The organism is Pseudomonas sp. MN1F, from assembly GCF_009391885.1.
Classification (GTDB): domain Bacteria; phylum Pseudomonadota; class Gammaproteobacteria; order Pseudomonadales; family Pseudomonadaceae; genus Aquipseudomonas.
Window position 1 is genome coordinate 23,746 of sequence record NZ_VZII01000039.1, and the last position, 17,465, is coordinate 41,210.

Annotated in this window: 18 protein-coding genes and 1 pseudogene; 12 read left to right on the forward strand and 7 right to left on the reverse strand. The window is 64.4% G+C overall.

Annotation, left to right across the window (positions count from 1 at the left end):
- Positions 1–30: 30 nt before the first annotated feature.
- The 6 genes from F6X59_RS19575 (at position 31) to F6X59_RS19600 (ending at position 4,764) form a co-directional block, all read left to right on the forward strand.
- Positions 31–864, forward strand: a complete 834-nt coding sequence (locus F6X59_RS19575; protein ID WP_152957677.1) for an alpha/beta fold hydrolase — start codon at positions 31–33, stop codon at positions 862–864.
- Complete coding sequence (locus tag F6X59_RS19580; RefSeq protein ID WP_152957678.1) at positions 861–2,342, forward strand: aldehyde dehydrogenase; 1,482 nt, start codon at positions 861–863, stop codon at positions 2,340–2,342. Before F6X59_RS19575 ends, F6X59_RS19580 begins: the two co-directional genes overlap by 4 nt.
- 13 nt (positions 2,343–2,355) lie before the next feature.
- A complete protein-coding gene (locus tag F6X59_RS19585; protein ID WP_152957679.1) occupies positions 2,356–2,841 on the forward strand; it encodes a flavin reductase family protein in 486 nt (161 codons plus the stop codon).
- 111 nt (positions 2,842–2,952) lie between these two features.
- Positions 2,953–3,342, forward strand: coding sequence for a carboxymuconolactone decarboxylase family protein (locus tag F6X59_RS19590; RefSeq protein ID WP_152957680.1), 390 nt, complete (start codon positions 2,953–2,955; stop codon positions 3,340–3,342).
- A 90-nt stretch (positions 3,343–3,432) separates the two neighbouring features.
- On the forward strand, positions 3,433–4,179 hold the full coding sequence (locus F6X59_RS19595; RefSeq protein WP_152957681.1) for a GntR family transcriptional regulator: 747 nt from the start codon (positions 3,433–3,435) through the stop codon (positions 4,177–4,179).
- Between the two features lie 21 nt (positions 4,180–4,200).
- Positions 4,201–4,764 carry an NUDIX hydrolase gene (locus F6X59_RS19600; RefSeq protein ID WP_152957682.1) on the forward strand — a complete coding sequence of 188 codons (564 nt, stop codon included), beginning with the start codon at positions 4,201–4,203 and terminating at the stop codon, positions 4,762–4,764.
- A gap of 87 nt (positions 4,765–4,851) precedes the next feature.
- Here F6X59_RS19600 and F6X59_RS19605 read toward each other — a convergent pair whose 3' ends face one another.
- Positions 4,852–5,466 carry a LysE family translocator gene (locus F6X59_RS19605; RefSeq protein ID WP_346651937.1) on the reverse strand — a complete coding sequence of 205 codons (615 nt, stop codon included), beginning with the start codon at positions 5,464–5,466 and terminating at the stop codon, positions 4,852–4,854.
- A 111-nt stretch (positions 5,467–5,577) separates the two neighbouring features.
- Between F6X59_RS19605 and F6X59_RS19610 the strand changes: the two genes are divergently transcribed.
- On the forward strand, positions 5,578–6,030 hold the full coding sequence (locus F6X59_RS19610; RefSeq protein WP_152957683.1) for an Lrp/AsnC family transcriptional regulator: 453 nt from the start codon (positions 5,578–5,580) through the stop codon (positions 6,028–6,030).
- A 292-nt stretch (positions 6,031–6,322) separates the two neighbouring features.
- On the forward strand, positions 6,323–7,735 hold the full coding sequence (locus F6X59_RS19615) for a cytosine permease (protein WP_152957684.1): 1,413 nt from the start codon (positions 6,323–6,325) through the stop codon (positions 7,733–7,735).
- Between the two features lie 63 nt (positions 7,736–7,798).
- Here F6X59_RS19615 and F6X59_RS19620 read toward each other — a convergent pair whose 3' ends face one another.
- The 5 genes from F6X59_RS19620 to glnT all read right to left on the reverse strand — a co-directional run bounded on the left by F6X59_RS19620 (position 7,799) and on the right by glnT (position 13,569).
- Entirely contained in the window at positions 7,799–9,100 is a 1,302-nt protein-coding gene (locus F6X59_RS19620; RefSeq protein ID WP_152957685.1) for an ammonium transporter, read from the reverse strand.
- A 59-nt stretch (positions 9,101–9,159) separates the two neighbouring features.
- Complete coding sequence (locus F6X59_RS19625; RefSeq protein ID WP_016715698.1) at positions 9,160–10,485, reverse strand: FMN-binding glutamate synthase family protein; 1,326 nt, start codon at positions 10,483–10,485, stop codon at positions 9,160–9,162.
- Between the two features lie 15 nt (positions 10,486–10,500).
- The gene (locus tag F6X59_RS19630) at positions 10,501–11,175 is read right to left on the reverse strand and encodes a protein glxC (protein ID WP_152957686.1); all 675 of its coding nucleotides are present in this window, start codon (positions 11,173–11,175) and stop codon (positions 10,501–10,503) included.
- Between the two features lie 26 nt (positions 11,176–11,201).
- On the reverse strand, positions 11,202–12,107 hold the full coding sequence (locus F6X59_RS19635) for a glutamine amidotransferase family protein (RefSeq protein ID WP_152957687.1): 906 nt from the start codon (positions 12,105–12,107) through the stop codon (positions 11,202–11,204).
- A gap of 127 nt (positions 12,108–12,234) precedes the next feature.
- Entirely contained in the window at positions 12,235–13,569 is a 1,335-nt protein-coding gene (gene glnT, locus F6X59_RS19640; protein ID WP_152957688.1) for a type III glutamate--ammonia ligase, read from the reverse strand.
- A 344-nt stretch (positions 13,570–13,913) separates the two neighbouring features.
- On the opposite strand from glnT, the gene F6X59_RS19645 reads away from it, so the two are divergent.
- Complete coding sequence (locus F6X59_RS19645) at positions 13,914–14,507, forward strand: cupin domain-containing protein (protein ID WP_152957689.1); 594 nt, start codon at positions 13,914–13,916, stop codon at positions 14,505–14,507.
- A gap of 8 nt (positions 14,508–14,515) precedes the next feature.
- Here F6X59_RS19645 and F6X59_RS19650 read toward each other — a convergent pair whose 3' ends face one another.
- The gene (locus F6X59_RS19650; RefSeq protein WP_372240455.1) at positions 14,516–15,220 is read right to left on the reverse strand and encodes an NUDIX domain-containing protein; all 705 of its coding nucleotides are present in this window, start codon (positions 15,218–15,220) and stop codon (positions 14,516–14,518) included.
- A 137-nt stretch (positions 15,221–15,357) separates the two neighbouring features.
- Between F6X59_RS19650 and F6X59_RS19655 the strand changes: the two genes are divergently transcribed.
- From F6X59_RS19655 to F6X59_RS19665, 3 genes and pseudogenes are all read left to right on the forward strand, one after another.
- Positions 15,358–16,008: a nicotinamidase gene (locus F6X59_RS19655; protein ID WP_152957691.1), complete on the forward strand. Its 651-nt coding sequence runs from the start codon at positions 15,358–15,360 to the stop codon at positions 16,006–16,008.
- The gene (gene pncB / locus F6X59_RS19660) at positions 16,005–17,204 is read left to right on the forward strand and encodes a nicotinate phosphoribosyltransferase (protein WP_152957692.1); all 1,200 of its coding nucleotides are present in this window, start codon (positions 16,005–16,007) and stop codon (positions 17,202–17,204) included. Before F6X59_RS19655 ends, pncB begins: the two co-directional genes overlap by 4 nt.
- 16 nt (positions 17,205–17,220) lie before the next feature.
- Positions 17,221–17,307: pseudogene (locus F6X59_RS19665) on the forward strand (arsenate reductase ArsC); the annotation flags it as partial.
- Positions 17,308–17,465 lie beyond the last annotated feature (158 nt).

The window sequence follows — 17,465 nt, forward strand, 5'->3', positions numbered from 1 at the left end:
GCCGCGCCCGACCTTCAAGGAGCGCCCTCCATGATTCAGCCTGTCGCTGAACGTACACCTGCCGGCACCAGCTACCTGTCCGTCGGCCAGGGCCAACCCGTGGTACTGATCCACGGCGTGGGCCTGAACAAGGAAATGTGGGGCGGGCAGATCGTTGGCCTGGCCAACGACTACCGCGTCATCACCTACGACATGCTCGGCCACGGCCAGAGCCGCGTGCCGGCTGCAGACACACCACTGGAAGGCTACGCCGACCAGCTCGCCGAACTGCTCGACCACCTGCAGATTCCACAGGCCACCGTGATCGGTTTCTCCATGGGTGGCCTGGTCGCCCGTGCATTCGCCCTCAACTACCCGCAGCGCCTGGCTGCCCTGGTAGTGCTCAACAGCGTGTTCAACCGCACCCCCGAGCAGAGTGCCGGCGTTATCGCCCGCGCCGCCCAGGCTGCGCAGCTCGGCCCCGACGCCAACGTCGACGCCGCCCTCGACCGCTGGTTCAGCCGTGAATACAAGGCTGCCAACCCGGCGCAGGTCGCCGCCATTCGCCAGGTGCTGGCGAACAACGACCCGCAGGGTTACCACACCACTTATTCGCTGTTCGCCACCCAGGACATGTACCGCGCCGGCGACCTGGGCAGCATCCAGGTGCCGACGCTGATCGCCACCGGCGAACTCGACTCGGGCTCCACCCCGGCCATGACCCGCCAGCTCGCCGCCAGCATTCCTGGCGCACAAAGCGTGGTCCTCGCCGAGCAACGGCATATGATGCCCGTGGAAGCACCGCGTGAAGTCAACAAGATGCTCCTGGACTTCCTCGCCCACGCCCGCACCCTCACCGAATCCGCCAAGGGGATTGTTGCATGACCCTCGTTCGTTTCCAGATGTGCATCGACGGCCAATGGCTCGATGCCCAGAGCGGCAAGACCTTCGACAGCCTCAACCCGGCCACTGCCCAGGCCTGGGCGCAACTGCCCGACGCCGACGAAGCCGATGTCGAGCTGGCCGTACAGGCCGCCCAGCGTGCCTTCGAGAGCAAGGAGTGGCGCAGCATCAGCGCCACTGCGCGCGGCAAGCTGCTGCGTCGCCTGGGTGACCTGATTACCGAGAACAAGGAACACCTGGCCCAGCTGGAAAGCCGCGACAACGGCAAGCTGATCCGCGAAACCCGCGGCCAGGTCGGTTACCTGCCGGAGTTCTTCCACTACACCGCGGGCCTGGCCGACAAGCTCGAAGGCGGCACCCTGCCGCTGGACAAGCCGGACCTGTTCGCCTACACCGTGCACGAGCCAATCGGCGTGGTGGCCGGGATCATCCCGTGGAACAGCCCGCTGTACCTGACCGCAATCAAGCTGGCGCCGGCCCTGGCCGCCGGCAACACCATCGTCCTCAAGCCGTCCGAGCATGCCTCGGCGACCATCCTCGAGCTGGCTCGCCTGGCCCTCGAAGCCGGCTTCCCGGCGGGCGTGGTCAACGTGGTCACCGGCTACGGCCCAAGCACCGGCGCGGCGCTGACCCGCCACCCGCTGGTGCGCAAGATCGCCTTCACCGGCGGCGCCGCCACGGCCCGCCACGTGGTGCGCAGCAGTGCCGAGAACTTTGCCAAGCTGTCGCTGGAACTGGGCGGCAAGTCGCCGAACATCATCTTCGCCGACGCCGACCTGGACAGTGCCATCAACGGCGCCGTGGCCGGCATCTATGCCGCCTCCGGCCAAAGCTGCGTGGCCGGCTCGCGCCTGCTGGTACAGGACGAGATCTTCGACGAGTTCGTCGAGCGCCTGGTCGCCCGCGCCAAGCGCATCCGCATCGGCAACCCGCAGGACGATGCCAGCGAAATGGGCCCGATGGCCACCGCACAGCAGCTGGCGGTGGTCGAAGGCCTGGTCGCTGCAGCCAAGGCCGAAGGCGCCAAGCTGCACATGGGCGGCAAGCGTGCCGAGGTTGAGGGTGATGGCTGGTTCTACGAGCCGACCCTGTTCGAGTGCGACAGCAACTCGATGACCATCATGCAGGAAGAGGTGTTCGGCCCGGTCGCCGCGGTGATCCGCTTCAAGACCGAGGAAGAGGCCCTGGCCATCGCCAACGACTCGCAGTTCGGCCTCGCCGCCGGCATCTGGACCCGCGACCTGGGCCGTGCCCACCGCCTGGCCCGCGACGTGCGTTCGGGGATCATCTGGGTCAATACCTACCGCGCCGTGTCGGCCATGGCGCCGATTGGCGGCTTCAAGAACAGCGGCTACGGCCGCGAGAGCGGCATCGATTCGGTGCTGGCCTATACCGAGCTGAAGACCGTGTGGATCAACCTGTCCACCGCGCCGATGCCCGACCCGTTTGTGATGCGCTAAGAGGTAGCACGAGATGATCGAACCAGGCATCTACAAAGACGTGATGGGCTCGTTCCCGTCCGGCGTCACCGTGGTCACCACCCTGGACGCCGACGGCGGCATCGTCGGCATCACCGCCAGCGCGTTCAGCGCGCTGTCGATCGAGCCGGCGCTGGTGCTGTTCTGCCCCAACTACGCCTCGGACACCTACCCGATCCTGCGTGACAGCAAGCAGTTCGCCATTCACCTGCTGTCCGCCGACCAGACCGCCGAGGCCTATGCCTTTGCCGGCAAGGGCAAGGACAAGGCCAAGGGCATCGAGTGGCAACTCAGCGAACTGGGTAACCCGCTGCTGACCAAGGCCACGGCGATCATCGAGTGCGAACTGTGGCGCGAGTACGACGGCGGTGACCACGCGATCATCGTCGGCGCGGTGAAGAACCTGGTGCTGCCGGCCGAGCCGGTGACACCGATGGTCTACCACAAAGGCAAGCTGGGCGCCCTGCCGCCGCTGGGCTGAGCTTGAGACTGCCGGGGCTGCTTTGCAGCCCCCGTTTCACCCCTTTTTCAGGGGCCGCGCTAATCGTCTCACCCCCGGTTGCGGCCCCTGTTTTATTCCGGAGTACTGCGCATGAGCAACGAAAAGTACGAGAAAGGCCTGCAGATCCGCACCCAGGTGCTGGGCGAGGAGTACGTCAACCGCTCGATCCAGAATGCCGACGAGTTCACCAAGCCATTGCAGGAGCTGGTCACCGAGTATTGCTGGGGCCACGTCTGGGGCCGCGAAGGCCTCTCGCTCAAAGAGCGCAGCATGATAAACTTGGCCATGATTTCCGCGCTCAACCGGCCCCACGAGCTCAAGTTGCACATTCGCGGCGCATTGCGTAATGGCCTGAGCCGTGAACAGATTCGCGAGATCCTGCTCCAGGTCGGCATTTATTGCGGCGTGCCCGCGGCGGTGGACAGCTTCCGCCTGGCCCGCGAAGCGTTCGCTGAAGCCGATGCGGAGTCAACCCGTTAACCGCGGGCTGTTCGAACCCACGCAAGGAGCACCGATGGTTCGGGGTGCTATTGCGGTGGCGGCCGGGCAGCCTCATTCAGAGCGCACTTGATGAAACGCCAGCCTCTCGACGACAGCTTCAAGGTCAACCGCAACCCCGTTACCCTGCGCGAAATCGTGCTCGACAAGCTGCGCGGCGCGATCATGAATTTCCACCTGCTGCCAGGCGACCGCCTGGTCGAGCGCGACCTCTGCGACCGCCTCGGCGTCAGCCGCACCTCGGTCCGTGAAGCCCTGCGCCACCTGGAGTCCGAAGGCCTGGTGGAATTCGCCGACGCCAAGGGCCCGCGCGTGGCCATCATCACCCTGGAAGACGCCCGCGACATCTACGAGCTGCGTTGCGTGCTCGAAGGCCTGATCGTGCAGCTGTTCACCCTCAACGCCAAGGCCAAGGATATCCGTGCCCTGGAGCGCGCGCTCGAGGTCAACCGCGAAGCCCTGGAGGAAGGCGAGCTGCAGCAGGTGCTGGACTCGGTACAAGGCTTCTACGACGTGCTCCTGGAAGGCTCCGGCAACCAGGTGGCGGCCCAGCAGCTGCGCCAGCTGCAGGCACGCATCAGCTACCTGCGCGCCACCTCGGTGTCGCAGGAAAACCGCCGCGGCGCCAGCAACCGTGAAATGGAAAAGATCGTCGAGGCGATCAAGGGCGGCGACCCGCTGGTGGCCCACCAGGCCTCGGTCGATCACGTGCGCGCTGCGGCCAAGGTGGCCCTCGACTACCTGCGCCAGAAACAGGACGACAACACCAAGGTGCGCGACATGGTCGAGCCCCTGGCCATCAAGGATCCACGTATATAAAACCCGCATAGGCCGCTGACCATGCCCAACGCCCCGCGCTACTGCCCACACTGCACCACGGAACTGGCCCGGGGCGTTCCTACCGGCGACACCCACGAACGCCTGCACTGCCCCGGCTGCGGCTATATCCATTACATCAACCCGAAGATCATCGCCGGCTGCATCATCGAGCGCGACGGCAAGTACCTGCTGTGCCAGCGCGCCATACCGCCGCGCCCCGGCACCTGGACTTTGCCGGCCGGGTTCATGGAAGCTGGCGAGACCACCGAGCAGGCGGCCTTGCGCGAGGTGTGGGAAGAAAGCGGCGTACGCGCCGACATCGTCTCGCCCTACTCGATCTTCAGCGTGCCTACAATCTCCGAGGTGTACATCATCTTCCGCGCCATCGCCACTGAAGAGACCGGCCAGTATGGGCCGGAGACGCTGGCGTACAAGTTCTTCGCACCTGACGAGATTCCCTGGGATGAAATCTATTACCCGGCGATCCGGCAGATTCTCGAGCGCTACATCCTTGAGCGCCAGGCCGGGGTGTATGGCATCTACATGGGCAATGACGATACCGGCAAGGTGCACTTCATGCGATAAGCCCCCCGCCAGCCGTGCATTCTGGGTGCATCCCGAAGGCCTTGAGCAGGAGGACCGGCAGCACACATGGCAAGGAGGCCAGTGAACTCAACCCAATTGCCCGGCGATCAAACCCAGGGCCACGGTAATCATCGCCACCCCCGACACCCGCCCGACCATCTTCGCCGCCCCCGGCCGAGTGCTCAGCACCGCTTTGGCGCCATAACCTACCAGCGAATAGATCACCAGCGAGCTGCACAGGTGCACCAGCCCCAGCAGCAAGATCTGCACCGGCACCGGCCAGCTCGACTGCGGGTCGGTGAATTGCGGTAACAGGGCCAGGAACAGCAGGAAAACTTTGGGGTTCAGGCCACTGACGCAAAAGCCCTTCAGCGCCCAGCGCGAGCCCGACTCCCCTGCGCCATCCTGCCCGGCCGACGGTAATGCCGGGCTCAGCAACAGGTTGCCACCCAACCACAGCAAGTAGCTGCACCCTGCCAGGGTCAGCAAGGTCAGCGCCAGCGGGTGACCCGCCAGCAGGCTGCCCACCCCTGCCGCCACCACCAGGGTGGCCAGAAAATGCCCCGACAACATGCCCGCCACGGCAGGCATCACCCAACGCCCACGCATCCCTGCGGAGATCGCATAGGCCCAGTCGGCACCAGGGGTGATCACGAACAGCATCGACACGGCCCAGAACGCCGTCAGCAGGCTGATTGCCACTTGAGTCTTCCTTTCACACAGTTGGGGAGGTGAAGAAAGCCTACGGATTCCACCGGGGGATTTTCTTTCGTATATTTCCCCTAACGCAACTTTTCTGGAAGATTCTTCTCAATGGACAGAACAGACCGAAAGATCCTTGCCGAGCTGCAAAGAGACGGTCGCCTCTCGGTGACCGAGCTGGCCGACCGCGTCGGCCTCAGCCTGTCGCCCTGCCATCGGCGCTTGAAGGCGCTGGAGGAGTCCGGCGCCATCCTTGGCTACCACGCGCGCCTGGCGCCCAGCGCCTTGGGGCTGAATTTTGCCGCGCTGGTGTTCGTCACCCTGCGCGAGGTAACCCGCCAGCCGGTGGCGGATTTCGAGGCAGCGCTGGGCGAGATACCGCAGATCGTCGAAGCCCAGCGGCTGTTCGGTGACCCGGATTACCTGCTGCATGTGGTGGCCAAGGACTTGCCGGCGTTTCAGAAGCTGTATGACGAGCAGCTGACCAGTATTCCCAATGTGAAACGCCTGAGTTCGACCTTGGTGATGAAGGACGTGATCCAGGACCGGGTGCTGCCGATGTAGATTTTCAACCTGCACTGTTAATGCCCACGACGCACCAGTGCAGCTCACCCTCTTTAGCGCGGGAGGCCGCAAACCCCTCTACCCCAGGCCCTCCCGCCAACTGGCACCGTCCTTGCTACCGTCCACCGCTTAAGCTTTTGTCAGCCTTAGGTTTTTTAAGGTTTATGGGCACATATTTACTAATTTCTCGTTATCCCCGCGCCCCGCATCATCGCTCCAACAAGAACGCGTCGCCCTTCGCCGGCACGCATCCGGGCAGCACCCGATGCCCCACCTTGCCTTGGAGTCAGTCATGACCAGTGCAGCCAATTCGGCACCCCTCATAGAAAAACACACGATCGGCTATGTGCCACCGGAAGACCGCCACGGAAAGGTAAGGGATCTGTTCACACTGTGGTTCGGCGGCAATATCGCGCCGCTGCCCATCGTCACCGGCGCGCTGGGCGTGCAGCTGTTTCACCTGAACCTGGTGTGGGGCATCGTCGCCATCCTGGTCGGCCACCTGGTCGGCGGCGTGCTGATGGCGCTGCACTCGGCCCAGGGCCCGCAGATGGGCATCCCGCAGATGATCCAGAGCCGCGCCCAGTTCGGCACCCTCGGTGCGTTGCTGGTGGTGGTAATCGCCGGGGTGATGTACATCGGCTTCTTCGCCTCCAACATCGTCCTCGCCGGCAAGTCGCTGCATGGCGTGGTCGAGGCCGTACCGGTGCCAGTGGGCATCGTCATCGGTGCGCTGGGGTCGGGCATCATCGGCATCATCGGCTACCGCTTCATCCACGTGCTCAACCGCATCGGCACCTGGGTGCTGGGCATCGGCATCGTGGTGGGCTTTGGCTACATCTTCAGCCATGTGCAGAGCGACGACTTCCTCACCCGCGGCGGCTTCAACCTGGCCGGCTGGCTGGCCACCGTATCGCTGGCGGCGCTGTGGCAGATCGCCTTCGCCCCGTACGTGTCGGACTACTCGCGCTACCTGCCGGCCGACGTGAAAGTCAGCTCGACCTTCTGGACCACCTACCTGGGCTCGGCCCTGGGTTCGAGCCTGTCGTTCATCTTCGGCGCCGTGGCGGTGCTGGCGATCCCGGCTGGCGTAGACACCATGGACGCGGTCAAGCTGGCCACCGGCACCCTCGGCCCGGTGATGCTGGTGCTGTTCCTGCTCAGCGTGATCAGCCACAACGCCCTCAACCTGTATGGCGCGGTGCTGTCGATCATTACCCTGGTGCAGACCTTCGCCTACCGCTGGATTCCCACTGCCAAAAGCCGCGCGGTGCTGTCGCTGATCGTGCTGGCGGCCTGCTGCGTGGTGGCGGTGTTCGCCTCGGCCGACTTCATCGGCCACTTCGTCGACATGGTGCTGGTGCTGCTGGTGGTGCTGGTGCCGTGGACGGCGATCAACCTGATCGACTTCTATGCCATCCACAAGGGTGACTACGATATCCAGTCGATCTTCAAGGTCGATGGCGGCATCTACGGCCGTTACAACCCGCAGGCGCTGATTGCCTATGCAGTGGGTATCGTGGTGCAGATTCCTTTCATGAACACGCCGCTGTACGTCGGGCCGATCTCCGAGCACATCAACGGGGCTGACCTGTCGTGGCTGGTAGGACTGGCTGTGACCTCGCCGCTGTACTGGTGGCTGGCTAGCCGTGACAGTGCCTATCGCCGTCGGCAGACCAGTGCCAAGCTGGCCATGGGGCACTGATTCACTTGCACCGGCCTCTTCGCGGGTTCACCCGCGAAGAGGCCGGGACTGGCAACACATCACTCAGAGGTTATAAGCCCGCTCATTGTGCTCAGCCAGGTCCAGCCCCTGCTCTTCCTCTTCCCGGCTGGCCCGCAGCCCCACAGTCAGCTTGATCGCCCCAAGAATCGCCCAGCTCACCACGAAGCAATAAACAAAGGTGAACGCCACGCCCTTGAGCTGCACCAGCGCCTGCCCGATCGGTGAAGCCCCTTCTACATACCCGCCCAACGCCGGCGCCGCAAACACCCCGGTCAACACCGCCCCGACCATCCCGCCAACCCCATGCAGCCCGAACACATCCAGGCTGTCGTCATACCCCAGCGCCTGCTTCAAGCGGGTCACGGCAAAGAAGCAGATCGCCCCCGTTAGCAAGCCGATGACCACCGCACCCAACGGCCCGACAAACGCACAGGCCGGCGTGATCCCCACCAGCCCGGCCAATGCCCCTGAGGCCGCACCCAACGCGGTAGGCCGACCATGCATGACCTTCTCGGTCAGCAACCAGCCGACAATCCCGGCACAGGCCGCGACCATGGTCGCCAGCATCACCACCCCTGCCCCTTCGTTGGCCGCGAGCCCGGAGCCTACGTTGAAGCCGAACCAGCCGACCCACAGCAGCCCCGCGCCGACCAGGGTGAAGCCGAGGTTGTGCGGCGGCATGGCCACCTGCGGGTAACCCTTGCGCTTGCCCAGCATCAACGCGGCGGCCAATGCCGCTACACCGGAGTTGATGTGCACCGCAGTGCCGCCAGCAAAGTCCAGCACCCCCCAGTTGACCATCAGCGCCCCCGGCCCGCCCCACACCATATGGGCGATCGGCGCGTACACCAGGACGAACCAGGCCGCCATGAACAGCAGCGAGGCGCTGAACTTCATGCGCTCGGCAAAACCACCGGCGATCAGTGCCGGGGTGATGATGGCGAAGGTCAGCTGGAATACCGCGAATACCCCTTCCGGGATGGTGCCGACCAGGCTGTCGTGGCCGATGTTGAGCATCAGTGCCTTGTCCAACCCGCCGATGAAGCTGTTGAAGGTCAGTTGCCCCTCGACCATGCCGGTGGTGTCCACCACCAGGCTGTAGCCGAACAGCACCCAAAGGATGCCGATCACCCCGGCCACGGCGAACAGCTGGGTGAACACCGAAAGGAAGTTCTTCGCCCGCACCATGCCGCCATAAAACAGCGCCAGGCCCGGGATACACATCATCAGCACAAACATCGCGGCGCAGATCATCCAGGCGGTGTTGCCCGTATCCAGGGCAGGTTCGGCGGCGTAGGCCAACGGCGTCAACGCGCACAGCACAACAGCTAGGGCAAGCTTCATGGAGTCACTCCTGTGCAAATTAAAACCGCCGGCGCGAAGGCCGGCGGTGTCGAGGTGGATCAGTACTGGGCCTGGCCCGGCACCCAGGCGGTGCCGGCCAGCGGCACCCGGGCCATGGCGGCGGCCTCGACGGTCAGCGCCACCAGGTCCTCGGGGTCGAGGTTGTGCAGGTGCGACTTGCCGCAGGCACGGGCCATGGTCTGCGCTTCCAGCACCAGCACCCGCAGGTAGTTGGCCAGGCGCCGGCCGGCCTCTTCCGGGTTCAGGCGCTTGGCCAGTTCCGGGTCCTGGGTGGTGATGCCGGCCGGGTCACGGCCGTTCTGCCAGTCGTCGTAGAAGCCGGCTGCCGAGCCGATCTTCTTCAGTTCGCTGTCCAGCCGCGGGTGGTTGTCGCCCAGGGCAATCAGTGCCGCCGTGCCGATCGCCACGGCATCGGCGCCCAGGGCCATGGCCTTGGCCACGTCGGCCCCGTTGCGGATGCCACCGGAGACGATCAGCTGCACCTTGCGGTGCATGCCCATCTCCTGCAGCGCCTGCACCGCCTGCGGGATGGCCGGCAGGATCGGGATGCCGACGTGCTCGATGAACACTTCCTGGGTGGCTGCGGTGCCGCCCTGCATGCCGTCGAGCACGATCACGTCGGCGCCGGCCTTAACCGCCAGCTTGACGTCGTAGTACGGACGGCTGGCGCCGATCTTCACGTAGATCGGTTTTTCCCAGTCGGTGATTTCGCGGATCTCGGCAATCTTGATCGCCAGGTCGTCCGGGCCGGTCCAGTCCGGGTGGCGGCAGGCGCTGCGCTGGTCGACACCGATCGGCAAGGTGCGCATGCCGGCGACGCGCTCGGTGACCTTCATGCCCAGCAGCATGCCGCCGCCGCCCGGCTTGGCACCCTGGCCGAGGACGATCTCGATGGCGTCGGCCTTGCGCAGGTCATCGGGGTTCATGCCATAGCGCGATGGCAGGTACTGGTACACCAGGTGCTGCGACTGGCCGCGCTCTTCCGGGGTCATGCCGCCGTCGCCGGTGGTGGTGCTGGTGCCGGCAATGGTCGCGCCACGGCCCAGGGCCTCCTTGGCGTTGGCCGACAGGGCGCCGAAGCTCATGCCGGCGATGGTCACCGGGATCTTCAGGTGGATCGGCTTCTTGGCAAAGCGGTTGCCCAGCACCACGTCGGTGCCGCATTTTTCGCGGTAGCCTTCCAGCGGGTAGCGCGACACGCTGGCGCCGAGCAGCAGCAGGTCGTCGAAGTGCGGCACGCGGCGCTTGGTGCCACCGCCGCGGATGTCGTAGATGCCGGTTTCGGCGGCACGCTGGATTTCCTGGATGGTCAGGCGATCGAAAGTGGCCGACTCACGCAGTACCGGGGGGAATTGCTCGCTCATGGGAATGCTCCTGGATCAGTACGCGCTGGCGTTGTCGACTTTGAAGTTGTACAGCTGGCGGGCCGAACCGTAGCGTTTGAAATCGGCGGCCTTGTGCGCAAGGCCGGCCTTGTTCAACAGCTCCTGCAGCTCTTGCAGGTGCTCGGCGCGCATCTCTTTCTCGATGCAGTCCGAGCCCAGCGACTGCACCGAACCCTTGACGTAGATACGCACCTCGTACAGCGAATCGCCCAGTGCATCGCCGGCATCGCCACAGACGACCAAACGCCCGGCCTGGCCCATGAAGCAGCTCATGTGGCCGATGCTGCCGCCGACCACGATGTCCACGCCCTTCATCGAGATGCCGCAGCGCGCGCCAGCATCACCCTCGATCACCAGCAACCCGCCATGGGCGGTGGCGCCAGCGGCCTGGGAGGCACTGCCCTTGACCCGCACCGAGCCAGACATCATGTTCTCGGCCACGCCCACGCCGACGTTGCCGTGCACGGTGACGCTGGCCTGCTGGTTCATGCCGGCGCAGTAGTAGCCGGCATGGCCTTCGATATCCACCGCCACGGCGGCGTTGATGCCCACGGCAAGGTTGTGCTTGCCGTCGGGGTGGGTCACCCGCCATTCGTGGTCTTGCACGTCGCCATGCAGGGACTGGTTGAGTACGCGCACCGAGGCGCTGGAAAGGTCGATCGTCTTCATGAATGTCTCCAGTGATTCGCTGAGGGTCAGGCGCTTTCGCGTTCCCAGACGTACAGGGTGGCCGGCGCCGGCTCCCAGACCCTGGCCTTGTCGATGCCCGGCAGGCTGGCCAGGGCCTGGTACTCGGAGGCCATGGCCACGTAATCGTCGGTTTCGGCCAACACGGCAGGCTTGCAGGCAATCGGGTCGCGGATCACGGCAAAGCCGTTGCGGGTGCCGATGGCGAAGGTGAAGAAGCCGTCCAGGTCTTCCAGCGCACCCACCAGGGCCTGGGCCAAGGTGTCGCCTTGCTGAAGGCGCCAGGTCAGGTAGCCGGCTGCCACCTCGCTGTCGTTGTCGGTCTCGAAGCTGATGCCTTCGCGCTTGAGCTCCTGGCGCAGGCGGAAGTGGTTGGACAGCGAGCCGTTGTGCACCAGGCACAGGTCGGCGCCGGTGGAGAACGGGTGGCTGCCTTCCATGGTCACGGCGCTTTCGGTGGCCATGCGGGTATGGCCGATGATGTGGCTGCCCTTCATGCCGGCCAGGCCGAAGCGGCTGGAGATTTCCGCCGGCAGGCCCATGCCCTTGAGGATCTCGATGCTCTGCCCGGCGCTCATGATGCGCACCTCAGGGGCCAGTTCGCTCAGGGCCAGGCGGGCCGCGGTCTCGCTGGTGTGCACCTTGAGTACCGCCGCGCTGGCGTTCTGGAACCAGTCCAACGAACAGCCCAGGCGCCCTTCCAGCTGGCCCATCAGCGCCGCCCAGGGGTAGTTGATGTGCGTCGCCTGGAGGGTCAGCTTGACCCAGCCATCGGCCACTTCGTCACCGTAGATGGCGAAGCCGGCGCTGTCCGGGCCACGGTCGGTCATGGCTTCGAGCATGGGTTCGAAGAGCTTGCCGAGCTGGGCTTCCAACTCCGGCTTTTTCAGGTACAGACCTACGATTCCACACATAAAAGGGCCTCACTACGTTCGGCAGCAAGCTGTAAGCGGCAAGCTGCAAGTTGTCCGTGTTGAACGGGGGTTTTGTGTTAGCCGCGCACTGCCTTTCTCTTGCAGCTCGAGGCTTGAAGCTTGCAGCTCAGAAAAACTCGGTGTAGCGCTGGATTTCCCAGTCGGAGACGTGGCGGCTGTACTCCACCCACTCCATGCGCTTGAGCTTGATGAACTCGTCGACGATCTCGGCACCGAGCACCTCGCGGAACAGCGGGTCGGCCTCCAGCGCGTCGGCGGCTTCCTTGAGCGACTGCGGCAAGGTCTTGATGCCGCGTGCGGCGATCTCTTCCAGGCTCAGGTTGTAGAGGTTCTCGTTGCACATCTCGCCCGGCTCCAGCTGGCGGTCGATGCCATCGAGGCCGGCGGCGATGATCGCGGCGGTGACCAGGTACGGGTTGCAGCCGGCGTCTGGCAGGCGGAACTCCAGGCGGCCATAGGGGATGCGCACCATCGCCGAGCGGTTGTTGGCGCCATAGGCAACGAAGGCCGGGGCCCAGGTGGCACCGGACAGCGAACGGCCGACCACCAGGCGCTTGTACGAGTTGACCGTGGGTGCGGCGAAGGCACACAGCGCCGGGCCGTGGGCCAGCAGGCCGGCGGCGAAGTGGTAGGCCAGTTTCGACAGGCCCATGCCGCTGCTGTCGGAGGGGTCGTGGAACAGGTTCTTGTTGGTCGAGCTTGCCAGCGACAGGTGGAAGTGCATGCCATTGCCGGCGCGCTTGGGGTCGGGCTTGGGCATGAACGAGCAGATCATGCCCAGGTCGTTGGCAATCTCGCCGGCGGCCATGCGGAAGAAGGTGAAGCGGTCGGCCGACTCCATGGCGTCGCTGTAGGTGTAGTTGATCTCGAACTGGCCGTTGGCGTCTTCGTGGTCGATCTGGTAGATGTCGAAGCCGACCGGTTGCAGGGCCTCGGTCAGGCGCTCCAGGAACAGCCGCGAGCGCGACAGGCCCTTGTAGTCGTAGCACGGCTTGTCGAGGTTGTCGGAAGCGTCCACCAACTGCAGCTTGCCGCCTTCGTCGCGGCGGAACAGGCTGAACTCGGGCTCAAGGCCGGTGTTCAGGGTCCAGCCCTTGTCGGCCAGGCGCTGCACCTGCTGCTGCAAAACGTAACGGCTGTCATAGGGCCAGGGCTGGCCGTTGACATGGCCCACGCACACCACCCGGCCATAGCCCGGCTGCCACGGCACCGGGATCAGCGTAGACAAGTCGCCACGGGCCATGAAATCCGGGCCATGGGGCTCCATGCCCATGCCGCAGATGGCAAACCCGGCAAAGCCGGCGCCGTCTTCAGCCACCATCTTGAGGCCCGATACCGGCACCGACTTGGTCTTCGCCGAACCGTGGATATCGACGAACTGCGCCAACACATACTTGATGCCGTACTGGTCGAGGGTGCGCTGGGTTTCTGCTGGCAACATGGGTGATCACTCCTGGGTGAGGGGCACTAATTCCGCATGGGAAACTTACTTTCCTCACAGGAATGCAATGTGCTTGCCAACTTGTGATCAACCCGGGTTAAGCAGCGCCTGTGCCGGCCTCATCGCGGCTGAAGCCGGCTCCTACAGGGACCGCGCAAGGCCCTGTAGGAGCGGCTTTAGCCGCGATGAGGCCGGACCAGACAGCGCAAAACCTTGCAGATTTTTATGCGCTATTTATGGGAAACTTGTTTTCACCTGAGGAAAGAAGCAGCCAATGCAGCTGCTCTTCGCACTTTCCCAGTGCGAAATCTTTATTCTTGAACTGAAACCGTGCAGGACATTCGATGCCAACCGAAACCGAACCGCGCCTTCGCCTGGAGCAGTACCTGGGCCTGCAGATCAAGCGCCAGCGCCAGGCCCAGTCGCTCAAGCTCGCCGATGTGGCACGCATCGCCGGCATCAGCCAGGGCATGCTGAGCAAGATCGAGAACGCCCAGGTGTCCACCAGCCTCGATACCCTGAGCCGCCTGTGCGATGTGCTGGGCATGCCGATGGCCAAGCTGTTCAGCCAATATGACCAGCCCGATGGCAATGCCTTGCTGGTCAAGGCCGGTGAAGGGCTGGAGGTGGTGCGCCGCGGCACCGAGAAGGGCCATACCTACCATTTGCTCAATCACGCCAGGGGGCCGAAGAAAAACTTCGAGGCGTACATGGTGACGATGGACGACGCCAGCGAAGAGTTCCCGACCTTCGCCCACCCCGGTACCGAGTTCCTGCATTTGCTGGAGGGGGAACTGGTCTACCGCCACGGCAACCAGCTCTACCGCATGCAGGCCGGCGACAGCCTGACCTTCGATGGCGAAACCCCGCACGGCCCTGAGCAGCTGGTACAGGTACCGATCCGCCTGTTGTCGATCATGAATTACGCAGAGGAATAAGAAGGCGCCTACCCCCCTTCAGGCAACAGGCTGCGATCAAACATGAACACCCGCTCGCCCTGCGGCGTGTACTGATACAACTGCTGCGGGCGGCCCAGCCTGGGCTGGTTCTTCTCCCCGGTATCCCTCACCCACCCCAACTCGCGCAGGCGCTCCAGCCGCTTGCGCAGCGAGGTGTTGTTCACCGCCTGCCCCAGGCACGCCTGCACCGCCCCGAGCGCATCGAGTACGGTGAACTTCTGCGCCAACAGGCACAGCGGCAGGCTGCTATACACCGTCTTCGCCGCCAACCGCTCGCGGGCCCGCTCCACCAGAAGGTTATGGTCGAACGGCAGCAGCACCTTGCGGTCAATCACGCTGTCCAGGTCGAAAAACGCCAGCTGCTCACCTTCAACCTGCTGCTGCGGGTCGAGCAATGCCAGGTAGTAGGTGCTCAACGACCACCCCCGAGGGTCGCGAAAGGCATTGCCTTCGGTGCCCACCTGTTCGAGATAGCGCGGCAGCACCAGGGCTTTCTCGCGCAGGGCGCGTTCGGCAGCGCCCTCCAGGCTGGTATCCGGGGTGCGGCCATTGACGATCACGCCAGGCAACGCCCACTGGCCGGCATGGGGTTCGCGCTCTCGACGGTGCAACAACACTTGCAGATGCTGGGCATCAGGGGCAAGGCGCAGGGCGACGATATCGACACTGGCCAGAACTTCGACTGTACTCACCGGGGGCTCCTTGTTCATCAGCGCAATAATCCACCAGAGCGTCTAAGTATGGCAACCCGCAATAGCGTAGCAATTGTCACTTGACACACTTACAACACCAGGTGAATTATATAGCCATTCCAGCGAGGACACCCGCCATGAAGATCGCCAGTTTCGATGTCGACGCGCAGAACGGCTTCACCGCCAATGCCCCTCAGGAGCTGCCGGTGCCGGAAGGCAACGAGATCGCCCCGGACCTCAACGCCATGGCCCAGCGCGCCGACCTGCGCCTGGGCAGCAAAGACGCCCACCCGGCCAACGCAGCCTGGGTGGTGGCCGAACCTGGCCAGATGCTGCAGCCGCTGCCCCTGGCCAACGCCGACCTGACCTGGGTCAGCCACTGCGTCCCCGGCACTCCCGGTTTCGAACTGCTGCCCGGCCTCCCTGCGCCCATCGACTACGACTACTTCGTCTGGAAAGGCGTCGAGCCCGACCTGCATCCCTACGGCGCCTGCTACCACGACCTCGCCGAGCGCCGCTCCACCGGGGTCATCGAGTTTCTCAAGGTGCAGCAGGTGGGTGCGGTGATCGTCGGCGGCCTGGCCCTGGACTACTGCGTCAAGACCACCGCCCGGCAATTGCGCCAGGCTGGCTTCCAGGTGCTGCTGTACTTGCCAGCCTGCCGCGCCCTGACCCAGGAAGGCGCCATTACTGCCTGCGGTGCGCTGGCCGCCGAAGGCGTGATCCTGTGCGGCGATGAAGCCGCGCTCGACTACCAGCTCACCCTGATCAAAGGGGACCGCCCATGAGCGAAAGCGTTTTTGGCCCACGGATCATCCAGAACCTGCTGGACACCGACTTCTACAAGATCACCATGATGCAGGCGGTGCTGCACAACTACCCCAACGCCGAGGTGGAGTGGGAGTTCCGCTGCCGCAACGGCGAAGACCTCTCCCCTTACCTGGCAGAAATCCGCTACCAGATAGAGCAGCTGAGCGAAGTTACCGTCACCCACGACCAGCTGGCCTATCTGGAAAAGATCCCGTTCCTCAAGCCGGACTTCATCCGCTTCCTCAGCCTGTTCCGCTTCAACCTGCGCTACGTACAGGTCGGCCTGGACGCGGCCGGGCAGCTGGCGATCCGCGTGCGCGGGCCGTGGCTGCACGTGATCCTCTACGAGATCCCGTTGCTGGCGATCATCAGCGAGGTGCGCAACCGCTACCGCTATCGCGATGTGGTGATCGAACAGGTGGGCGAGCGCCTGTACCAGAAAATGGACTGGCTCAAGGCCGAGGCCAGCGCCGACGAGCTGGCCGGTTTCCAGCTGGCCGACTTCGGCACGCGGCGGCGCTTTTCCTACCGGGTGCAGGAAGAAGTGGTGTACCTGCTCAAGCACGACTTCCCCGGCCGCTTCGTCGGCACCAGCAACGTGCACCTGGCACGCGAGCTCGAACTCAAGCCGCTTGGCACCATGGCCCACGAATGGTTCATGGCGCACCAGCAACTCGGCCCACGGCTGGTCGACAGCCAGGCCGCCGCGCTGGAAGCCTGGGTGCGCGAGTACCGTGGCTTGCTGGGCATCGCCTTGACCGACTGCATCACCATGGACGCCTTCCTGAGTGATTTCGACCTGTACTTCGCCAAGCTGTTCGACGGCCTGCGCCACGACTCCGGCGACCCGCTGGTGTGGGCGGAGAAAGCCATCGCTCACTATGAACGGCTGGGGATCGACCCGAAGGGCAAGACGCTGATCTTCTCCGACGGCCTGGATTTCGCCAAGGCGCTGAGCCTGTATCGGGCGTTGCACACGCGGATCAACGTGAGCTTCGGCATTGGTACCCGGCTGACCTGCGATATCCCGGGGGTGGAGCCGATGAACATCGTGATCAAGATGACCGACTGCAATGGCGCGCCAGTGGCGAAGATCTCCGACAGCCCGGGCAAGACCCAGTGCCGGGACGAGAATTTCGTGGCCTACATGAAGCATGTCTTCAAGGTGAGTTGACCCCGCCTGGCGCCGTCCGGATATCGTCATCACCGTTTGCGACAAGGCTGCCGGAGAAGCGTGCCCGGTGTATTTCGGCCCTGCACTGAAATCGCCCATCGGTACGCGTTGAGCAGGAGGGAAGATGATCTCTGCGGCATTACCTGATACGCCCGGAACGATACGGCACCCTCGCAGTTGATCTACGCTTTGAACAACACCGCTGATCGAAGAAACATTGCGCACGGTGGTTACAGCTATGCGCGGGTGGTAAGGGATGGC

What these genes read in the sequence shown, in the direction of transcription:
- F6X59_RS19610 (WP_152957683.1), top strand. Translation starts at nt 5,578, where the DNA reads ATGGACAGAACAGACCGAAAGATCCTTGCCGAGCTGCAAAGAGACGGT.
- F6X59_RS19655 (WP_152957691.1), top strand. Translation starts at nt 15,358, where the DNA reads ATGAAGATCGCCAGTTTCGATGTCGACGCGCAGAACGGCTTCACCGCC.
- F6X59_RS19600 (WP_152957682.1), top strand. Translation starts at nt 4,201, where the DNA reads ATGCCCAACGCCCCGCGCTACTGCCCACACTGCACCACGGAACTGGCC.
- F6X59_RS19615 (WP_152957684.1), top strand. Translation starts at nt 6,323, where the DNA reads ATGACCAGTGCAGCCAATTCGGCACCCCTCATAGAAAAACACACGATC.
- F6X59_RS19580 (WP_152957678.1), top strand. Translation starts at nt 861, where the DNA reads ATGACCCTCGTTCGTTTCCAGATGTGCATCGACGGCCAATGGCTCGAT.
- F6X59_RS19625 (WP_016715698.1), bottom strand. Translation starts at nt 10,485, where the DNA reads ATGAGCGAGCAATTCCCCCCGGTACTGCGTGAGTCGGCCACTTTCGAT.
- F6X59_RS19645 (WP_152957689.1), top strand. Translation starts at nt 13,914, where the DNA reads ATGCCAACCGAAACCGAACCGCGCCTTCGCCTGGAGCAGTACCTGGGC.
- glnT (WP_152957688.1), bottom strand. Translation starts at nt 13,569, where the DNA reads ATGTTGCCAGCAGAAACCCAGCGCACCCTCGACCAGTACGGCATCAAG.
- F6X59_RS19585 (WP_152957679.1), top strand. Translation starts at nt 2,356, where the DNA reads ATGATCGAACCAGGCATCTACAAAGACGTGATGGGCTCGTTCCCGTCC.
- F6X59_RS19630 (WP_152957686.1), bottom strand. Translation starts at nt 11,175, where the DNA reads ATGAAGACGATCGACCTTTCCAGCGCCTCGGTGCGCGTACTCAACCAG.
- F6X59_RS19620 (WP_152957685.1), bottom strand. Translation starts at nt 9,100, where the DNA reads ATGAAGCTTGCCCTAGCTGTTGTGCTGTGCGCGTTGACGCCGTTGGCC.
- F6X59_RS19575 (WP_152957677.1), top strand. Translation starts at nt 31, where the DNA reads ATGATTCAGCCTGTCGCTGAACGTACACCTGCCGGCACCAGCTACCTG.
- pncB (WP_152957692.1), top strand. Translation starts at nt 16,005, where the DNA reads ATGAGCGAAAGCGTTTTTGGCCCACGGATCATCCAGAACCTGCTGGAC.
- F6X59_RS19635 (WP_152957687.1), bottom strand. Translation starts at nt 12,107, where the DNA reads ATGTGTGGAATCGTAGGTCTGTACCTGAAAAAGCCGGAGTTGGAAGCC.
- F6X59_RS19595 (WP_152957681.1), top strand. Translation starts at nt 3,433, where the DNA reads ATGAAACGCCAGCCTCTCGACGACAGCTTCAAGGTCAACCGCAACCCC.
- F6X59_RS19590 (WP_152957680.1), top strand. Translation starts at nt 2,953, where the DNA reads ATGAGCAACGAAAAGTACGAGAAAGGCCTGCAGATCCGCACCCAGGTG.